Raw genomic sequence first — 14,290 nt, 5'->3', positions numbered from 1 at the left:
TATGCGTCATCGCTACGCCACGCAGGCTAAGCGTAACGCAAGTACCGAACGTTGGCTGGTGTCTTACGCTGATTATATGACGCTAATGTTTGCCTTGTTTGTTGTTTTGTATGCCATGGCCATTGCTAATGAAAATGAATATCCCGAATTACAAACCCGATTGCAGCAAGCTATTTCACTTTTCGAAACTGATAAAGTCTCAAATCAAGAAATTGTTGCTATCGAGTTAGAAGGTTCCTCAGAGGCCGGCATTTTATCTGGCGGACAATCTATATTAGATGGGGGAGTCTTTAAACGTGTCGAAGAGACTCCAGCAACTAGCGATTATAAAAGCAATGCTGACGATGAAGGATTTATTCAGCTGGCTGAACAACTGGCAACAGAGTTTAAAGATTTTCTAAAAACCGACGATATAGTAATAAGTTATGATGAACAATGGCTCACTATAGAGCTAGATAGTCGACTGTTTTTTGCTAGTGGCAGCGCGTACTTACTCAAACCTGCTGCCCAGGTTATTGATGTGTTGGCAGAAAAGTTACGTCAAGTTGATAACTATATTCGAGTTCGTGGTTACACTGATGAAGACAGCATTGATAGCGAACTTTACCCTAGCAACTGGGAGTTATCTGCAGCGCGGGCAACACGGGTCTTAAGAGAGTTGCAAGTTAGGGGAGTAGCGCCTGCTAGAATGGCATTAGAAGCTTACGCTGAGTTTGCTCCCGATGAATCGAGTACGAGTCATCGCAAAAACCGACGAGTCGTTATCGCCTTAGCGAAAACTTTATGGCAGCCAAAGGCTGAAGTAAGTCCTGAAGAACCAGATAAAGCGGAAGCAGAACCGAAAAAACAACCAGACAGTGAAACCATGTTAGCTGTGCCCTTAGAAGGCGGCGGGGTACGTTTTACAACAAGGCAGGAAGAATAGTGAAAGTTTGGACAGTAGCCAATCAAAAAGGTGGCGTAGGTAAAACCACTACGGTAATTTCGCTTGCCGGTTTGTTGGCGCAGCAGGGTAAACGCGTTCTGTTGTTAGATACCGATCCGCATGCTTCGTTAACCAGTTATTTGGGTTTTGATGTTGATAGTGTGCAAGGCACCCTATACGAGCTTTATCAAAACAGCCAAATTGATGATGCGATGGTTACCCATAGTATTCAGGCCACAGCATTTGATAACCTCGACCTTATCCCCGCCAGTATGGCTTTAGCAACGTTAGATAAAGTGCTAGGTCAACGTGAAGGTATGGGGCTAATTCTCAAACGCATCTTATCTCGCGTTGAAGATAAATATGACCATGTGTTAATTGATTGCCCGCCAGTATTAGGGGTAATGATGGTCAACGCTTTAGCTGCTAGCAATAGGGTGTTAGTGCCAGTACAAACCGAGTTCTTAGCAATTAAAGGCTTGGAGCGAATGGTTAAAACCTTAGCGATTATGCAGCGCTCTTGTCCCGGCCCCTTGCGCTACACTGTGGTTCCAACCATGTATGACAAGCGCACCAGAGCGTCATTAGCAGCGCTTAAAGAACTACAAGAAACTTACCCTAAAAATATTTGGAATTCGGTTATCCCCATCGACACTAAGTTTCGCGACGCTAGCCTTCGTCACACTCCGCCTTCTTATCATATTAAGAACTGTCGCGGAGTTTTTGCTTATCAAACATTATTAGCACATTTACTGCAAATGACAGATGAGCAGGGGCTATTATGAACAGTGACAAGTTGATGGAAGAAGCACTAGGCGACTACTTTGATTCATTACTTACTGAATCTGTGCCCGAGCCAGAAAAACGTCCCGAAGTAAAACCAGCAGCTCAAGAAAAAGCAGCACAACACCTGGAGCCGCAAAGCAAGCCATTGGAAGAGTTGTTTGCAGAAGCCGAGCAGCGCGTGGCTGCAGTCGCAGAAGCGCAACCGGTATTGCTGCCCATAAAAGAGTTGCCGGAACAAGCGCCTGAGGTTGAAGTTGAGGTAAAGGTTGAGGAACTAGAGCAGCAGGTAGAAGAGCAAGAAGTTGAGGTCGAAACCGAAACCGAAACCGAAACCGAAACATCCCTTGCTCCACAAGAAGAGCCAACTGCCGCCGAATGGCAAAATATCGACACTGATAACGACTTTCAGGTGCTATTTTTTGAAGTGGCAGGGGTAACTTTTGGTGTGCCGCTTACTCAGCTTGGAGGTATTCACCGAATCTCCGAAGTGAGCCCGTTGTTTGGTAAGCCTCCATGGTTTTCCGGGATTATGATCGAACGTGAAGAAAAGCTCAGTGTGGTTGATACCGCTAAATGGGTGATGCCAAATCAGCCCTTTGAGCCAGACTATAAGTATTTAGTGATGTTAGGTGAAAGTGCTTGGGGCTTAAGCTGTGAAAAACTATTTGGCACTGAGAGACTTAACCGAGATGACGTTAAATGGCGTTCAACGCCTGGTCAAAGACCTTGGTTAGCCGGAATGGTAAAGCAAAAAATGTGTGCCTTGTTGCATGTTGAAGAACTACAACAAATGCTCGCAGATGGCGTAGATATCGAAGGACATTAAAAATCTGAGAGCCCGATAGGCTTCTCAAGTTGAAAAGGTAGGAAAATCTGCCATTTAGTTTTATAACATATGATATATACTGAATAATATGAGTTGCGAGATCCGATAGGACTCACGAATACTAAAAAGGACACGCAGATGAGCGAGCAGCGTAACATCGCAGAAAATATTGCCGAAGATGAAGTATTACAATGGGTGACTTTTCAGCTAGAAAGTGAAACCTATGGCATCAACGTAATGCAGGTACAAGAAGTATTGCGTTATACCGAAATTGCCCCAGTACCAGGTGCGCCAAATTATGTACTAGGTATTATTAACTTGCGCGGCAATGTAGTTACGGTTATTGATACCCGTTCACGTTTTGGGTTGCCTTCTTCTGATATCACAGAAAATTCTCGAATTGTTATTATCGAAGCAGAATCTCAAGTGATTGGCATCTTGGTTGATAGTGTTGCAGAAGTGGTTTACTTGCGCTCGTCTGAGATTGATATCGCGCCTAATGTGGGTACTGAAGAAAGCGCTAAGTTTATCCAAGGTGTGAGTAATCGCGACGGACAATTACTCATTTTAGTTGATCTAAATAAACTGCTTTCTGATGAAGAGTGGGACGAAGTAAGCTCACTATAAATGGATTGGATTAATCTGATTGCCCTAGTGGCAACCGTTGTTTGCCTTGTTGGTGCTATTTGGTTCAGCAACAAGGCGCAACAGCAATTGAAAGCCAATGAGCAAAAAATGCAAAGCTTAGAGGTAGTCACCAAAAATCTTCTTCAGTCACATCGAGTGGTTGAAAAGCAACTGCAAGAAATTCATCAAGCCAATGCCTCTTTGGTGGGTGAGTTAGAACGGCAAAGTGAACAAGTAGAGCAGGCTTTTCTTCGTACCTCTCAAATTCAATCGCAAGATCCCGACAGCAAATTGTATACTCGAGCGGTAAAGCTGGTTGAATTAGGTGCAGATTTAGATGAAGTTATGCGCGAGTGTGAGCTGCCAAAAGCTGAAGCTGAATTGCTACTAAGTTTACGCAATAAAATGAAAGGGCAAGTGAGTTAAGCTGGTTATAACTAGAGAATGCTTTTGTTTAGCTGTCCGTGTATATACTTAATGGTTTAGACTCCTTAGCCCGATTCAAATTCTTGGTTTTTTCCTCGCTTCTTTTACATTTCTATTTATGGCTTCATCAATTCAAATAAACTGCGAGAGCATGTTAGCGCTCAACTGAAATACCGCTATATACAAACAGGCTATGTTTTTGTTACTTGTATTGCAAAGCGCTGTAAACATGGCGTTAATCCTTATGCTCAATCTAGTTTTTAGGCTTAGCTGTGTTAACATCCTAGCCTGTGTGTTGGGCAAGAAAATAGTTGAATGTTAAAGGTTAATGGACTGTGTTGTGTACGTGAAGAACGAGTATTGTTCGACGACTTGTCTTTCACATTATCACCGGGTGAAATTTTGCAAGTTGCCGGGCCAAATGGCGCCGGTAAAACCAGTTTATTGCGATTGATTTCCGGTTTGTCACGCCCCGAAAGCGGAGAGATTTTTTGGCAAGAAGAAGCCATTTCTCAGCAGGCTGAGCAATACCATCAACAGTGTCTTTATCTAGGCCATCATGCTGGGGTAAAGGCTGAACTAAGTGCAGTAGAAAACTTACGTTTTTATCTAGGATTGGCTGGCGAAAGCATGGAACAAGAACAGCTTTACGCTTTGTTAACCCGTGTAGGTTTAGCAGGATTAGAAGAAGAAGCTGTTGCTCATCTTTCAGCAGGTCAGCAGCGCCGAGTCGGGCTGGCTAGGTTGTGGCTGGTTGCGCGCAAATTGTGGATCCTTGATGAACCATTTACCGCGATAGATAAACAAGGCGTCGCGTATTTGGAACAAGTTATTTTGTCTCATGCTCAAAAAGGAGGAATGGTGTTGTTAACGACTCATCAAGAGTTAAATATTCCTACTTCCGATTATCGAATCTTAGAGATTAAACCGGCCTTTGAGGAAGCGCTTTAATGCATGCGTTTACTACTGTTGTTAAGCGCGAGCTTCTAGCCGCTTTTCGGCAAAAGTCAGATGTGCTTAACCCGCTGTGGTTTATTCTCATCGTTATTACCTTATTCCCCATCGCAGTAGGGCCGGAGCCCTTGTTATTGGCCAAAATAGCGCCGGGTATTTTGTGGGTGGCTGCGCTGTTATCTTCGTTATTGTCTTTGGAGCGTTTATTTCGAGATGATTTTGCAGATGGGTCTTTAGAGCAAATGCTGATGAGTGGCTCATCGCTAGCCTTGATAGCCTTGGCTAAAATCGTGGCTCATTGGCTGATAACAGGTGTGCCTATCTTATTGCTTTCGCCTCTTTTGGCAGTGTTACTGTCTTTAGAATGGCAAAGTTTCCAAGCTACCTTTTACACCTTAGTACTAGGGACCCCAGTATTGAGTTTAATTGGTTCTGTAGGGGTCGCCTTAACTGTTGGTTTACGCAAAGGGGGCGTTTTACTTAGCTTGTTAGTTTTGCCTTTGTATATTCCAGTGTTGATTTTTGCGACATCTGCGATTGAAGCTGCGTCATTAAGCTTGCCCTATGCCGGGCATTTAGCGATCATGGGCGCCATAAGCTTACTTGCTCTCACCTTGGCTCCTTTTGCCACGGCTGCAGCGCTAAGAGTAAGCATTAACTAAATTTAGAATAAGACCGAGAGAGTAAATACCATTATGTGGAAATGGTTACATCCATACGCAAAACCTGAGGCGAGTTACACCCTAGCAGGAAAATTTGTGCCTTGGTTTAGTATTTTTGCCATTGTGTGTTTTTCTGTAGGTTTAGTGTGGGGCCTTTTATTTGCACCTGCCGATTACCAACAAGGCGACAGTTTTAGAATTATCTATATTCATGTGCCTTCAGCAATTATGTCGATGGGTGCATACTCATCAATGGCCATAGCAGCTTTTATTGGTTTAGTTTGGCAAATTAAACAAGCTGATATGTATGTAGCAGCTGTAGCGCCAGTTGGCGCGGTATTTACTTTTGTTGCCTTGTTTACCGGTGCAGCTTGGGGCAAACCAATGTGGGGAGCCTGGTGGGTATGGGATGCGCGCCTTACTTCAGAGTTAATACTGCTGTTTTTATATTTGGGGGTTATTGCCCTGTATAACGCTTTTTCTGATAAAACCATGGCTGGTCGCGCTGCAGGCATTCTTAGCATTGTTGGTGTGATTAATTTACCTATTATTCATTACTCAGTAGAGTGGTGGAATACCCTGCATCAGGGCGCAACCATTACCAAGTTTGATAAACCCTCTATCGATTCTCGAATGCTATGGCCTTTACTGCTTAATATTCTAGCCTTTGGATTTTTCCTTGGCGCGGTGAGCTTGGTTCGCTTTAGAACTGAACTGTTGCGACGCGAGCAACGTAGACCATGGGTACAACAACTTATTCAACGCCATATTCAAGCAAAGGGGTAGCACGATGCAATTTGAATCAGTCGCAGATTTTTTTGCTATGGGTGGTTATGGTTTTTATGTGTGGCTTGCGTTTGGGGTAAGCGCTCTAGCCATGGTAGGTATAGTGATAGACAGTATTGTTAAACGAAATGCCATTTTTAAATCTGTTGCGCGCCAATCTGCGCGACAGCAACGAGTTGAAGCAGCAAAAGAGGTAACTGAACGCTTATGAACCCAAGACGTAAAAAACGCTTAACGATTGTTCTAGCAATTGTAATTGGTTTAGGGGCTTCTATCGGTTTATTGCTGTTTGCGTTACAACAGAATATCGATCTATTTTACACTCCCTCCGAGCTGGTAAATGGCAAAGGAAAAGACGAGATTAAACCCGAAGTAGGCCAACGTTTAAGAATTGGTGGCTTAGTATTACCAGGTACGGTTGAGCGCTCGCAAACTAGCTTGCAAGTTAGTTTTAAGTTGAGCGATGCTGGTGGTGGTATTGTAACCATTAATTATGAAGGCATTCTGCCAGACTTATTTAGAGAAGGACAAGGCATTGTAGCGCAGGGTGAATTAGCCAATGCTACAACCGTAAATGCTTTTGAAGTACTCGCTAAGCACGACGAAGAATACATGCCACAGGAAGTGGCTGAAGCACTAGAAGGTATGGAACACTTTAAACCAGAATATACAGAAGCCCAGCTTAAAGGCTCTGGACACTAGAGACGGTAACTATGATCCCGGAACTTGGACATTACGCATTAATTCTTTCTTGTGCGTTAGCTATTTTACAAAGTGTGTACCCGCTATGGGGCGCGAGTAAAAATAGTGTTTCATTAATGAAACTTGCTCGACCTTTAGCGCTAGCGCAGTTTGCCTTCGTTACATTGTCTTTTGTAGTCTTAAGCTACTCATTTGCTATAAATGATTTCTCGGTAGCTTATGTAGCTAATAACTCGAACAGCCAGTTACCGGTTTACTACCGTTTATCAGCTGTTTGGGGAGCGCACGAAGGTTCATTATTGCTGTGGGCAATGATTTTGTCGGGGTGGGGCGCTGCAGTAGCAATGTTCAGTCGCGGCTTACCGCTCGACGCTGTTGCGCGGGTAGTGGCAGTAATGGGGATGATATGTGTAGGTTTTTACCTGTTCATCTTGCTTACTTCAAATCCCTTCGACAGAACTTTGCCATTTTTCCCAGTTGATGGACAAGATTTGAATCCTTTATTGCAAGATGTAGGATTAATTTTCCACCCACCTCTTCTATACATGGGTTATGTGGGCTTTTCGGTGGCTTTTGCTTTTGCTATCGCCGCTCTAATGGCCGGACGTTTAGATTCCACTTGGGCTCGATGGTCTCGCCCTTGGACAATGGCGGCTTGGATTTTCCTTACCTTAGGTATCTCACTAGGAAGTTGGTGGGCCTACTACGAATTAGGCTGGGGCGGTTGGTGGTTCTGGGATCCAGTAGAAAATGCCTCATTTATGCCGTGGTTAGTGGGTACTGCGCTGCTGCATTCATTAGCGGTAACCGAAAAGCGAGGGGTGTTTAAATCCTGGACTGTGTTGTTGGCTATATCGGCGTTTTCTCTTAGTTTATTAGGAACCTTTTTAGTTCGCTCCGGCGTATTGGTCTCGGTGCATGCCTTCGCTAGCGACCCCGCTCGAGGCTTGTTTATTCTAGGCTTTTTGCTAGTGGTGATTGGTGGCTCCTTATTGCTGTTTGCTATTCGTGGCTCACAGGTGAAAAGTCGCGGAACTTATAGTTTGTTTTCTCGCGAGACCTTCTTGTTAATCAACAATATCTTACTTGTGGCCGCCTTAGTGGTGGTATTGCTGGGTACTTTATTGCCGCTTATCCACAAAGAAATTGGTCTAGGCAGTATCTCAATTGGTGAGGCCTTCTTTAACCGAATGTTTAGCTGGATGATTGTGCCTTTTGCTATTGCTTTGGGTATTGGTCCTTTGCTGCGGTGGAAGCGTCAAGATATTCGCCCCCTTAAAGGTTGGCTGCTGGCTTTAGCAGCATTTAGTTTATTGGTGCCAGCTGCATTATTAGTAATGCTAGCGCCGAAGTTCTACGCCTTGGCTTACATGGCGCTTGCCTTATCATTTTGGGTGATTAGCTGTACAGCTTTAGAAGTATATTTGCGTGCCACTCACCGTCACAGTTTCACCAAAGGTTTGAAAGTACTCAGTCGTTCTCATTGGGCAATGGTACTTGGCCATTTAGGTCTAGCTGTTACGGTAATAGGCGTGGCATTAACCAGTCATTACAGTATTGAACGTGACTTGCGATTAGAGCCAGGTGATTCGGTTACCTTTGCTGCTTACTCTTTCCACTTCAAACAGGTTGAGCCTTTAGTTGGTCCAAACTATGAAGGCCATGTTGGGGTAATAGACGTATATAAAGATGAGCACTTAACAACAACCTTACGTGCAGAAAAACGCTTCTATCGGGTACAACGAAATATGATGACAGAAGCTGCCATCGATGCAGGCTTGTGGCGTGATTTATACGCAGCAATGGGTGAGCAGCTTCCCGGAGGAGCATGGGCAGTGCGGCTATATTACAAACCCTTCATTCGTTGGATTTGGCTAGGTTCAATTATTATGGCAATTGGCGGTATATTTGCCATGTCGGATAAACGCTATCGTTTCAAAGTTAAGCAAGAACAGTTAAGTGGCAAGCCACCTGTAAAAAGTGCAAGTAGTAAAAGCACTGATTTGGCAGAGGAGGCTTAAATGAATAAACGTATTTTTTATTTTTTACTGCCTCTTATAGCTTTCTTGTTTATGGCGGTGTTTTTGTATCGCGGTTTGTACAGTGACGCTACCGAGCTTGAGTCGGTATTAATAGGCAAGCCGGTTCCGCAATTCACTTTGCAAGATATTTATCAGCAAGATAAGCAACACGATGCTGCGATATTTAAGGGTGAACCCTTGTTGCTAAATGTTTGGGCTACCTGGTGTCCTACCTGTCGCGCAGAACATACCTTTCTGAATTCCTTGGCTGAACAGGGTGTTAAGATTGTTGGCTTAAATTACAAAGACGATCGCATTAAAGCGATAAAGTGGTTGGAGCAACTGGGTAACCCTTATCAAGTGAACTTGTACGATGGTAAGGGCCTATTGGCATTAGACCTTGGTGTGTATGGTGCTCCAGAAACCTATTTCATCGATAGCCAAGGCGTAATTCGTTATCGCCATGTGGGTGATGTAAACGCGCGTAATTGGCAAGCAGAGCTTGCGCCAATATTTGCTGGTTTGGATTAATCATGATGAAAACTTTTCAAAGCTTTTTAGCGGTGCTGATACTTAGCCTTCCTATAATGGCGAACGCTGCGATTTCAGCTCACGAGTTTGATAACCCAGAACAGGAAGAGCTGTTTCGAGAGTTAACACGTGAGTTACGTTGCCCTAAATGTCAAAATAATAACATCTCAGATTCTAACGCTGGGCTTGCTCAAGACTTACGCGAGAAAACCTACCAAATGGTGAAGTCGGGTAGTGATAAACAAGAAGTATTGGATTATATGGTAGCGCGCTATGGCAACTTTGTGCGCTACGACCCACCACTTACTCCAGCCGTACTTACCCTGTGGATAGCGCCGGTTTTAATTATATTGATTGGTGGATTTACTGTGTGGCGATTAGCCCGAAGAAGAAAAGATGCAAAACCTGAGCTAGATGTGGCCGAACAAGAACGCCTTGAGCAGCTAATTAAACAAACGGAGCAAGAAAAATAATGACAGTATTTTGGTTGGCTGCTGCCGTTTTAACCCTGTTGGCTGTGGCGGTTGTTGTATTGCCTTTGTGGCGACAACGAGACAGTCGCTCGGTGACTCAAACAGAACTAAATAAAACTCTCTACAAAGATAGATTAATTGAAATTGAACAAGAAAATGCGCAAGGCTTAGCAGAAGACAGCTCAGTGTTAGTGAGCGAACTTCAGCATAACTTGTTGGATGATATTCCCGAAGAAACAGGTGCCAAACGCAGTGCCATTTCCCCTTGGGTTGCGCTGCCCGGTGTGGTTTTTGTGGTGGCTATTTCCATTGGCATGTATATCAAACTAGGCAGTGCTGAAAAGGTTCAAGACTGGCAGGCGATTGTGCAAAAAATGCCAGAGCTGAGTAACAAGGTGTTGCTTGGTCAAGGTGGTGAGGTAAGCGAACAAGACTTAAATGAGTTCGCTTTAGGCTTGCGTACCAAGTTACATAATGACCCCAGTGATACACGCGGTTGGTTTTTATTGGCTAAAGTTGGCCAAGCTCTAAATCGTTTAGACATCATGACCGATGCCGCAGAGCAAGCTTATATGCGCGATTCAAAAAGTGCCAATATTATAGCTGTTTATGCTCAATCTTTGTTCTACAGTGGCGAACCCAGTGAACAAGCGCGAGCTGAGCGACTATTGGTATTAGCCTTACAGCAAGACTCTAGTCAATTAGAGCTTTGGTCCTTGTATGCTTTTATGGCACTTGAGCAACAGCAGTTTCAGTTGGCTATTGATCGCTGGCAGAGAATGCTTAGTTTGGTTGATGCTGATTCTGAGCGTTATCAAATGCTGCAACAAAGTATTGAATTTGCCGAAGCGCAAATTGCTCAACAGCAAGCGCCAGCTGCGGAGCAAACCCCGGCTGTTGAGCAAGCGGTGGTTGAAAACAATCCAGCAAGTGGTCCTAGCTACAGTATCACTGTAGATGTGAAAGAAGGGTTGGAAGTGCCAGGCTCAAGCTTCTTGTTTGTGTTCGCTAAGTCTGTGAATGGGCCGCCAATGCCTTTAGCCGCCAAAAAAGTAGCGCATCCGCGTTTTCCTGTAACGGTGAATTTGTCAGACAGCGATAGCATGATGGAAGGTCTTAAGCTTTCTCAGCAAGGCGATTTTTATATTACCGCACGCTTATCTTACGATAACAATGTACAAACCATTGAAGGTGATTGGGAAGGGCAATCTTCTGCTATCTCTCAGGGTGAAGAACAAGCAATAAGTTTGCTTATCGATACTCCCCTGTAATTATGTATTAATATTGTAAGTGTTAATAGTTTTTACTATTCAGCTCTTAACATAGATGCCATAATAAAAAGAGGTTGCTTAGCAACCTTTTTTTATTTGTATTCGCAAATTATTTGGTGAGTTGATTTGCGATAGGTATCCGACCAAGGAAGGGGGTCTGAGTGCGTAAAGTAGTTACAGCTTTTTTGATGTTTGCTGTTATGTTGTCTACTGCATCTACCACAATGGCTAATGAAGTAGAGGCTTTTGATGAACCTTATCAAGACTTCTCCGATCCTTTCGAAGGCTTCAATCGAAGCATGTGGAACTTCAACTATAACTATTTGGATAAGCCTCTTTATCGTCCTGTAACACATGTGTATGCCGAGTACTTACCCTTTGGCATTCGCGAAGCCATGAACAACGTGATTCGTAACTTGGAAGAGCCCGCTAGTTTTGCTAACCACCTCCTGCAAGGCAAGGTAGAACGTGCTTCTAATAATCTAGTTCGATTTTTGTTTAACTCCAGCTTTGGTATCTTTGGCATTTTCGATTTAATGGGGCGCTCCGGTGTACAGCGAGACATCGAAGAGTTCGGCGATGTAATGGGGTTCTACGGGGTGCCAGAAGGGCCTTATGTAATGTTGCCTGTACTTGGGCCAACCACCGTACGTAAGGAAGTTGGCGACTGGGTAGACGCATTCGCATCGCCATTAACTAACTTAACGTTTGCCGAACAAGTGATTAAGTGGGGCTTAGATGGCTTGTATAAACGTGCGTCAGTTATTGAGCAAGAGCCTCTATTGGATAACTCGCTAGACAGCTATACCTTTGTTAAAGATGCTTACTTACAGTATCGCTTATATCGCTTTTACAACGGTAAGCCGCCAACATCCTCAAAACAAGATATCGATTCAGCTTTAGAAGATTATTTAGACGAGTTAGAAGATTATTAATTAAGCTGAACTATGCTTGTAAGTAGTATCGTTCAGCGCACCTAACGGCTTCTGCTGCTAGTGTTAGCGCTGCCAACCCGGATTTGGTTTTTTACATACCTTTGTGTGGTATAAATTTTATACACGCTTGCTGGCGTTGCTATTACTTTGCTTATATTATCAACACATTAGACCACCTAAATGCTATTAACGTATTAATTAATAAGGATATTTGGAGAGAGTGCTGGAGCGCGACGATAACCCTTTATACGGGATCTCAATTTTAGTTGTAGAAGATGAAGTGGTGTTTCGTCAGCAGTTGCTCGCGTTTCTAACTCAACAAGGCGCAATGGTTGGGGCTGTAGGCGATGGACAAGAAGCTCTTAATGCTATCAATCAACAACATTACGATATTATTTTAATGGATCTCATCATGCCGCGCATGAATGGGGTAGAACTGCTGCAACGCTTAAACAACTTCCCCGGCAGTGTTGTGGTTATTTCCGGCAAAAGCACCATGGCCGATTTACGTAAAGTATTACAGCTCGGCGCTAGTGACTTTTTAGTTAAACCGCTAACCGATTTTAATGAGTTAACCGACACCATTCTTGCTAACCTTTCAATGGCTAACGAGCACAGCCTGCAAATGGAATTTGCCGAGTTCGATGAACATAAAGCCCACTTTAAAGCCAATGATGCTCAAGCGAGCATGGTATTGAATGAAATTCTTCCAGAGAATACCCAAGAAATCATCGGGTTCTTTTGTCATTATCGATTGAAAGGGCAATCTCTGTTTCCCATTATTAAGCAAATTGACGAGCATCATGTAGGTTTTTTGGTGGTTGATATTTGCTTATTAGGTGATGAAGGTGTTGTTGCCGCGGTCATAATAAATGGCTTTTTCCAAGACATGTGGAACCGCTTTTTGGTTAATGATCCTACAGCGCTTCAACCCAGCGAAGCCCTTAGTACGCTTAACCGTATTATTAAAGCGGCCGATTTGCGGGCACCAGTTGCCTGCTTGTATGGTGTGATAGAGCACGATCAAGTATTGTTTGCCAATGCGGGGTTGTTAGATGCACCAACACCTTTTGATGCAGCTCATCCTGGAATGCCTTTAGGTCTTAACGCCGATGCTCATTACTTAGAAAGTATTGGCAAGCTGTCAGACATAGGCTTTAGCTTGCGTTTTAAAAACTTGGCCGACGATCGCATCAACCTAAAACTCTTCCCAGTAAACTAGTGACCAACCTATATAACGTCTTTTAGTGCTACTTAAAGGTGTTACAGAAGTCGCTCATCGCTAATCTACGCTGCTTTTCTATTATTCTTAGAATCCAAAGTTATTAAAAGTAGCATAATGTTATAGCGCGGTTACTAGTAGTAGTCAGCTTTATCAGTTAGTCTGAGCTTGTTTTATATTCTATAACGATATAACGAATTAAGAGCTGAAGACTAAATGGAAAATTATAACTTAACTCATCTTAAAGCATTAGAAGCCGAGAGTATCCATATCATCCGTGAAGTAGCGGCTGAGTTCGACAATCCGGTAATGCTGTACTCAGTGGGTAAAGACTCCGCGGTAATGCTTCATTTAGCGCGTAAAGCTTTCTACCCCGGAAAAATTCCTTTCCCATTACTGCACGTAGATACCGACTGGAAATTTAAAGAAATGATCCAGTTCCGTGACCGCATGGCAGAAAAGTACGACTTCGAATTGCTAGTGCATAAAAATCCTGAAGGTCTTGAAATGGGTATTGGCCCTTTCACTCACGGTAGTGCAGTGCACACTGATGTGATGAAAACTCAAGGCTTAAAGCAAGCATTAAACAAATACCAGTTTGATGCTGCCTTTGGTGGCGCGCGTCGTGATGAAGAAAAATCTCGAGCTAAAGAGCGAGTTTATTCATTCCGTGATAAGAACCACCGTTGGGATCCAAAATCACAACGCCCTGAACTTTGGAATACTTATAACTCAAAAGTAAACAAAGGCGAAAGCATTCGAGTATTCCCGCTATCTAACTGGACCGAGTTAGATATTTGGCAATATATCTACCTAGAAAATATAGAAATTGTTCCTCTTTATTTGTCTCAAGAGCGCCCAGTAGTTGAGCGTGACGGCACTTTAATCATGGTAGATGATGAGCGTATGCCGGTTGAAGAAGGGGAAATTCAACACAAAATGGTACGTTTTCGTACTTTAGGCTGTTACCCACTTACCGGAGCCGTAGAGTCAGAAGCCACCACTCTACCTGAAGTTATTCAAGAAATGCTGTTGACTAAAACCTCTGAACGGCAAGGTCGTGTGATTGACCATGATAGCGCAGGGTCAATGGAGAAGAAGAAAATGGAAGGTTATTTCTAAAGGAAATAGCAGGCTTCTAAA

General features: G+C 43.6%; 17 protein-coding genes. All 17 read left to right on the top strand.

The annotated features are described in order from the left end of the window. Position 1: 1 nt before the first annotated feature. A complete protein-coding gene (locus K5620_RS13485; protein ID WP_221077383.1) occupies positions 2 to 925 on the top strand; it encodes a flagellar motor protein MotB in 924 nt (307 codons plus the stop codon). After that, a complete protein-coding gene (locus K5620_RS13480; protein ID WP_016401691.1) occupies positions 925 to 1,710 on the top strand; it encodes a ParA family protein in 786 nt (261 codons plus the stop codon). The genes K5620_RS13485 and K5620_RS13480 overlap by 1 nt, the downstream gene beginning before the upstream one ends. Then, positions 1,707 to 2,537 carry a chemotaxis protein CheW gene (locus K5620_RS13475; RefSeq protein WP_016401690.1) on the top strand — a complete coding sequence of 277 codons (831 nt, stop codon included), beginning with the start codon at positions 1,707 to 1,709 and terminating at the stop codon, positions 2,535 to 2,537. Before K5620_RS13480 ends, K5620_RS13475 begins: the two co-directional genes overlap by 4 nt. A gap of 138 nt (positions 2,538 to 2,675) precedes the next feature. Then, a complete protein-coding gene (locus K5620_RS13470) occupies positions 2,676 to 3,164 on the top strand; it encodes a chemotaxis protein CheW (protein ID WP_016401689.1) in 489 nt (162 codons plus the stop codon). Further along, entirely contained in the window at positions 3,165 to 3,590 is a 426-nt protein-coding gene (locus K5620_RS13465; RefSeq protein ID WP_016401688.1) for a DUF2802 domain-containing protein, read from the top strand. 315 nt (positions 3,591 to 3,905) lie between these two features. Continuing rightward, positions 3,906 to 4,541 carry a cytochrome c biogenesis heme-transporting ATPase CcmA gene (ccmA, locus tag K5620_RS13460; RefSeq protein WP_016401687.1) on the top strand — a complete coding sequence of 212 codons (636 nt, stop codon included), beginning with the start codon at positions 3,906 to 3,908 and terminating at the stop codon, positions 4,539 to 4,541. Beyond that, positions 4,541 to 5,206, top strand: a complete 666-nt coding sequence (ccmB, locus tag K5620_RS13455) for a heme exporter protein CcmB (protein WP_016401686.1) — start codon at positions 4,541 to 4,543, stop codon at positions 5,204 to 5,206. The genes ccmA and ccmB overlap by 1 nt, the downstream gene beginning before the upstream one ends. A gap of 33 nt (positions 5,207 to 5,239) precedes the next feature. Next, positions 5,240 to 5,992 carry a heme ABC transporter permease gene (locus tag K5620_RS13450; RefSeq protein ID WP_016401685.1) on the top strand — a complete coding sequence of 251 codons (753 nt, stop codon included), beginning with the start codon at positions 5,240 to 5,242 and terminating at the stop codon, positions 5,990 to 5,992. Positions 5,993 to 5,996: 4 nt separating this feature from the next. After that, positions 5,997 to 6,203 carry a heme exporter protein CcmD gene (gene ccmD / locus K5620_RS13445; RefSeq protein WP_016401684.1) on the top strand — a complete coding sequence of 69 codons (207 nt, stop codon included), beginning with the start codon at positions 5,997 to 5,999 and terminating at the stop codon, positions 6,201 to 6,203. Then, positions 6,200 to 6,694, top strand: coding sequence for a cytochrome c maturation protein CcmE (gene ccmE, locus K5620_RS13440; RefSeq protein WP_016401683.1), 495 nt, complete (start codon positions 6,200 to 6,202; stop codon positions 6,692 to 6,694). Before ccmD ends, ccmE begins: the two co-directional genes overlap by 4 nt. Positions 6,695 to 6,705: 11 nt before the next feature. Continuing rightward, entirely contained in the window at positions 6,706 to 8,715 is a 2,010-nt protein-coding gene (locus K5620_RS13435) for a heme lyase CcmF/NrfE family subunit (RefSeq protein ID WP_051147611.1), read from the top strand. Beyond that, positions 8,716 to 9,246, top strand: coding sequence for a DsbE family thiol:disulfide interchange protein (locus K5620_RS13430; protein WP_016401681.1), 531 nt, complete (start codon positions 8,716 to 8,718; stop codon positions 9,244 to 9,246). Between the two features lie 2 nt (positions 9,247 to 9,248). After that, positions 9,249 to 9,719 (top strand): cytochrome c-type biogenesis protein, encoded by a 471-nt coding sequence (locus tag K5620_RS13425; protein ID WP_016401680.1) that lies wholly within the window; start codon positions 9,249 to 9,251, stop codon positions 9,717 to 9,719. Continuing rightward, complete coding sequence (ccmI, locus tag K5620_RS13420) at positions 9,719 to 10,990, top strand: c-type cytochrome biogenesis protein CcmI (protein WP_016401679.1); 1,272 nt, start codon at positions 9,719 to 9,721, stop codon at positions 10,988 to 10,990. The genes K5620_RS13425 and ccmI overlap by 1 nt, the downstream gene beginning before the upstream one ends. A 161-nt stretch (positions 10,991 to 11,151) precedes the next feature. Further along, positions 11,152 to 11,925 carry an MlaA family lipoprotein gene (locus K5620_RS13415; protein ID WP_016401678.1) on the top strand — a complete coding sequence of 258 codons (774 nt, stop codon included), beginning with the start codon at positions 11,152 to 11,154 and terminating at the stop codon, positions 11,923 to 11,925. A gap of 220 nt (positions 11,926 to 12,145) precedes the next feature. After that, on the top strand, positions 12,146 to 13,147 hold the full coding sequence (locus K5620_RS13410) for a response regulator (protein ID WP_016401677.1): 1,002 nt from the start codon (positions 12,146 to 12,148) through the stop codon (positions 13,145 to 13,147). 216 nt (positions 13,148 to 13,363) lie between these two features. Beyond that, entirely contained in the window at positions 13,364 to 14,269 is a 906-nt protein-coding gene (cysD, locus tag K5620_RS13405) for a sulfate adenylyltransferase subunit CysD (protein ID WP_016401676.1), read from the top strand. Positions 14,270 to 14,290 lie beyond the last annotated feature (21 nt).

Source organism: Agarivorans albus, from assembly GCF_019670105.1.
GTDB classification, from domain to species: Bacteria; Pseudomonadota; Gammaproteobacteria; order Enterobacterales; family Celerinatantimonadaceae; genus Agarivorans; species Agarivorans albus.
The sequence above is the reverse complement of the archived record's forward strand: the minus strand, read 5'-3'. Positions and strand labels throughout refer to the sequence as shown.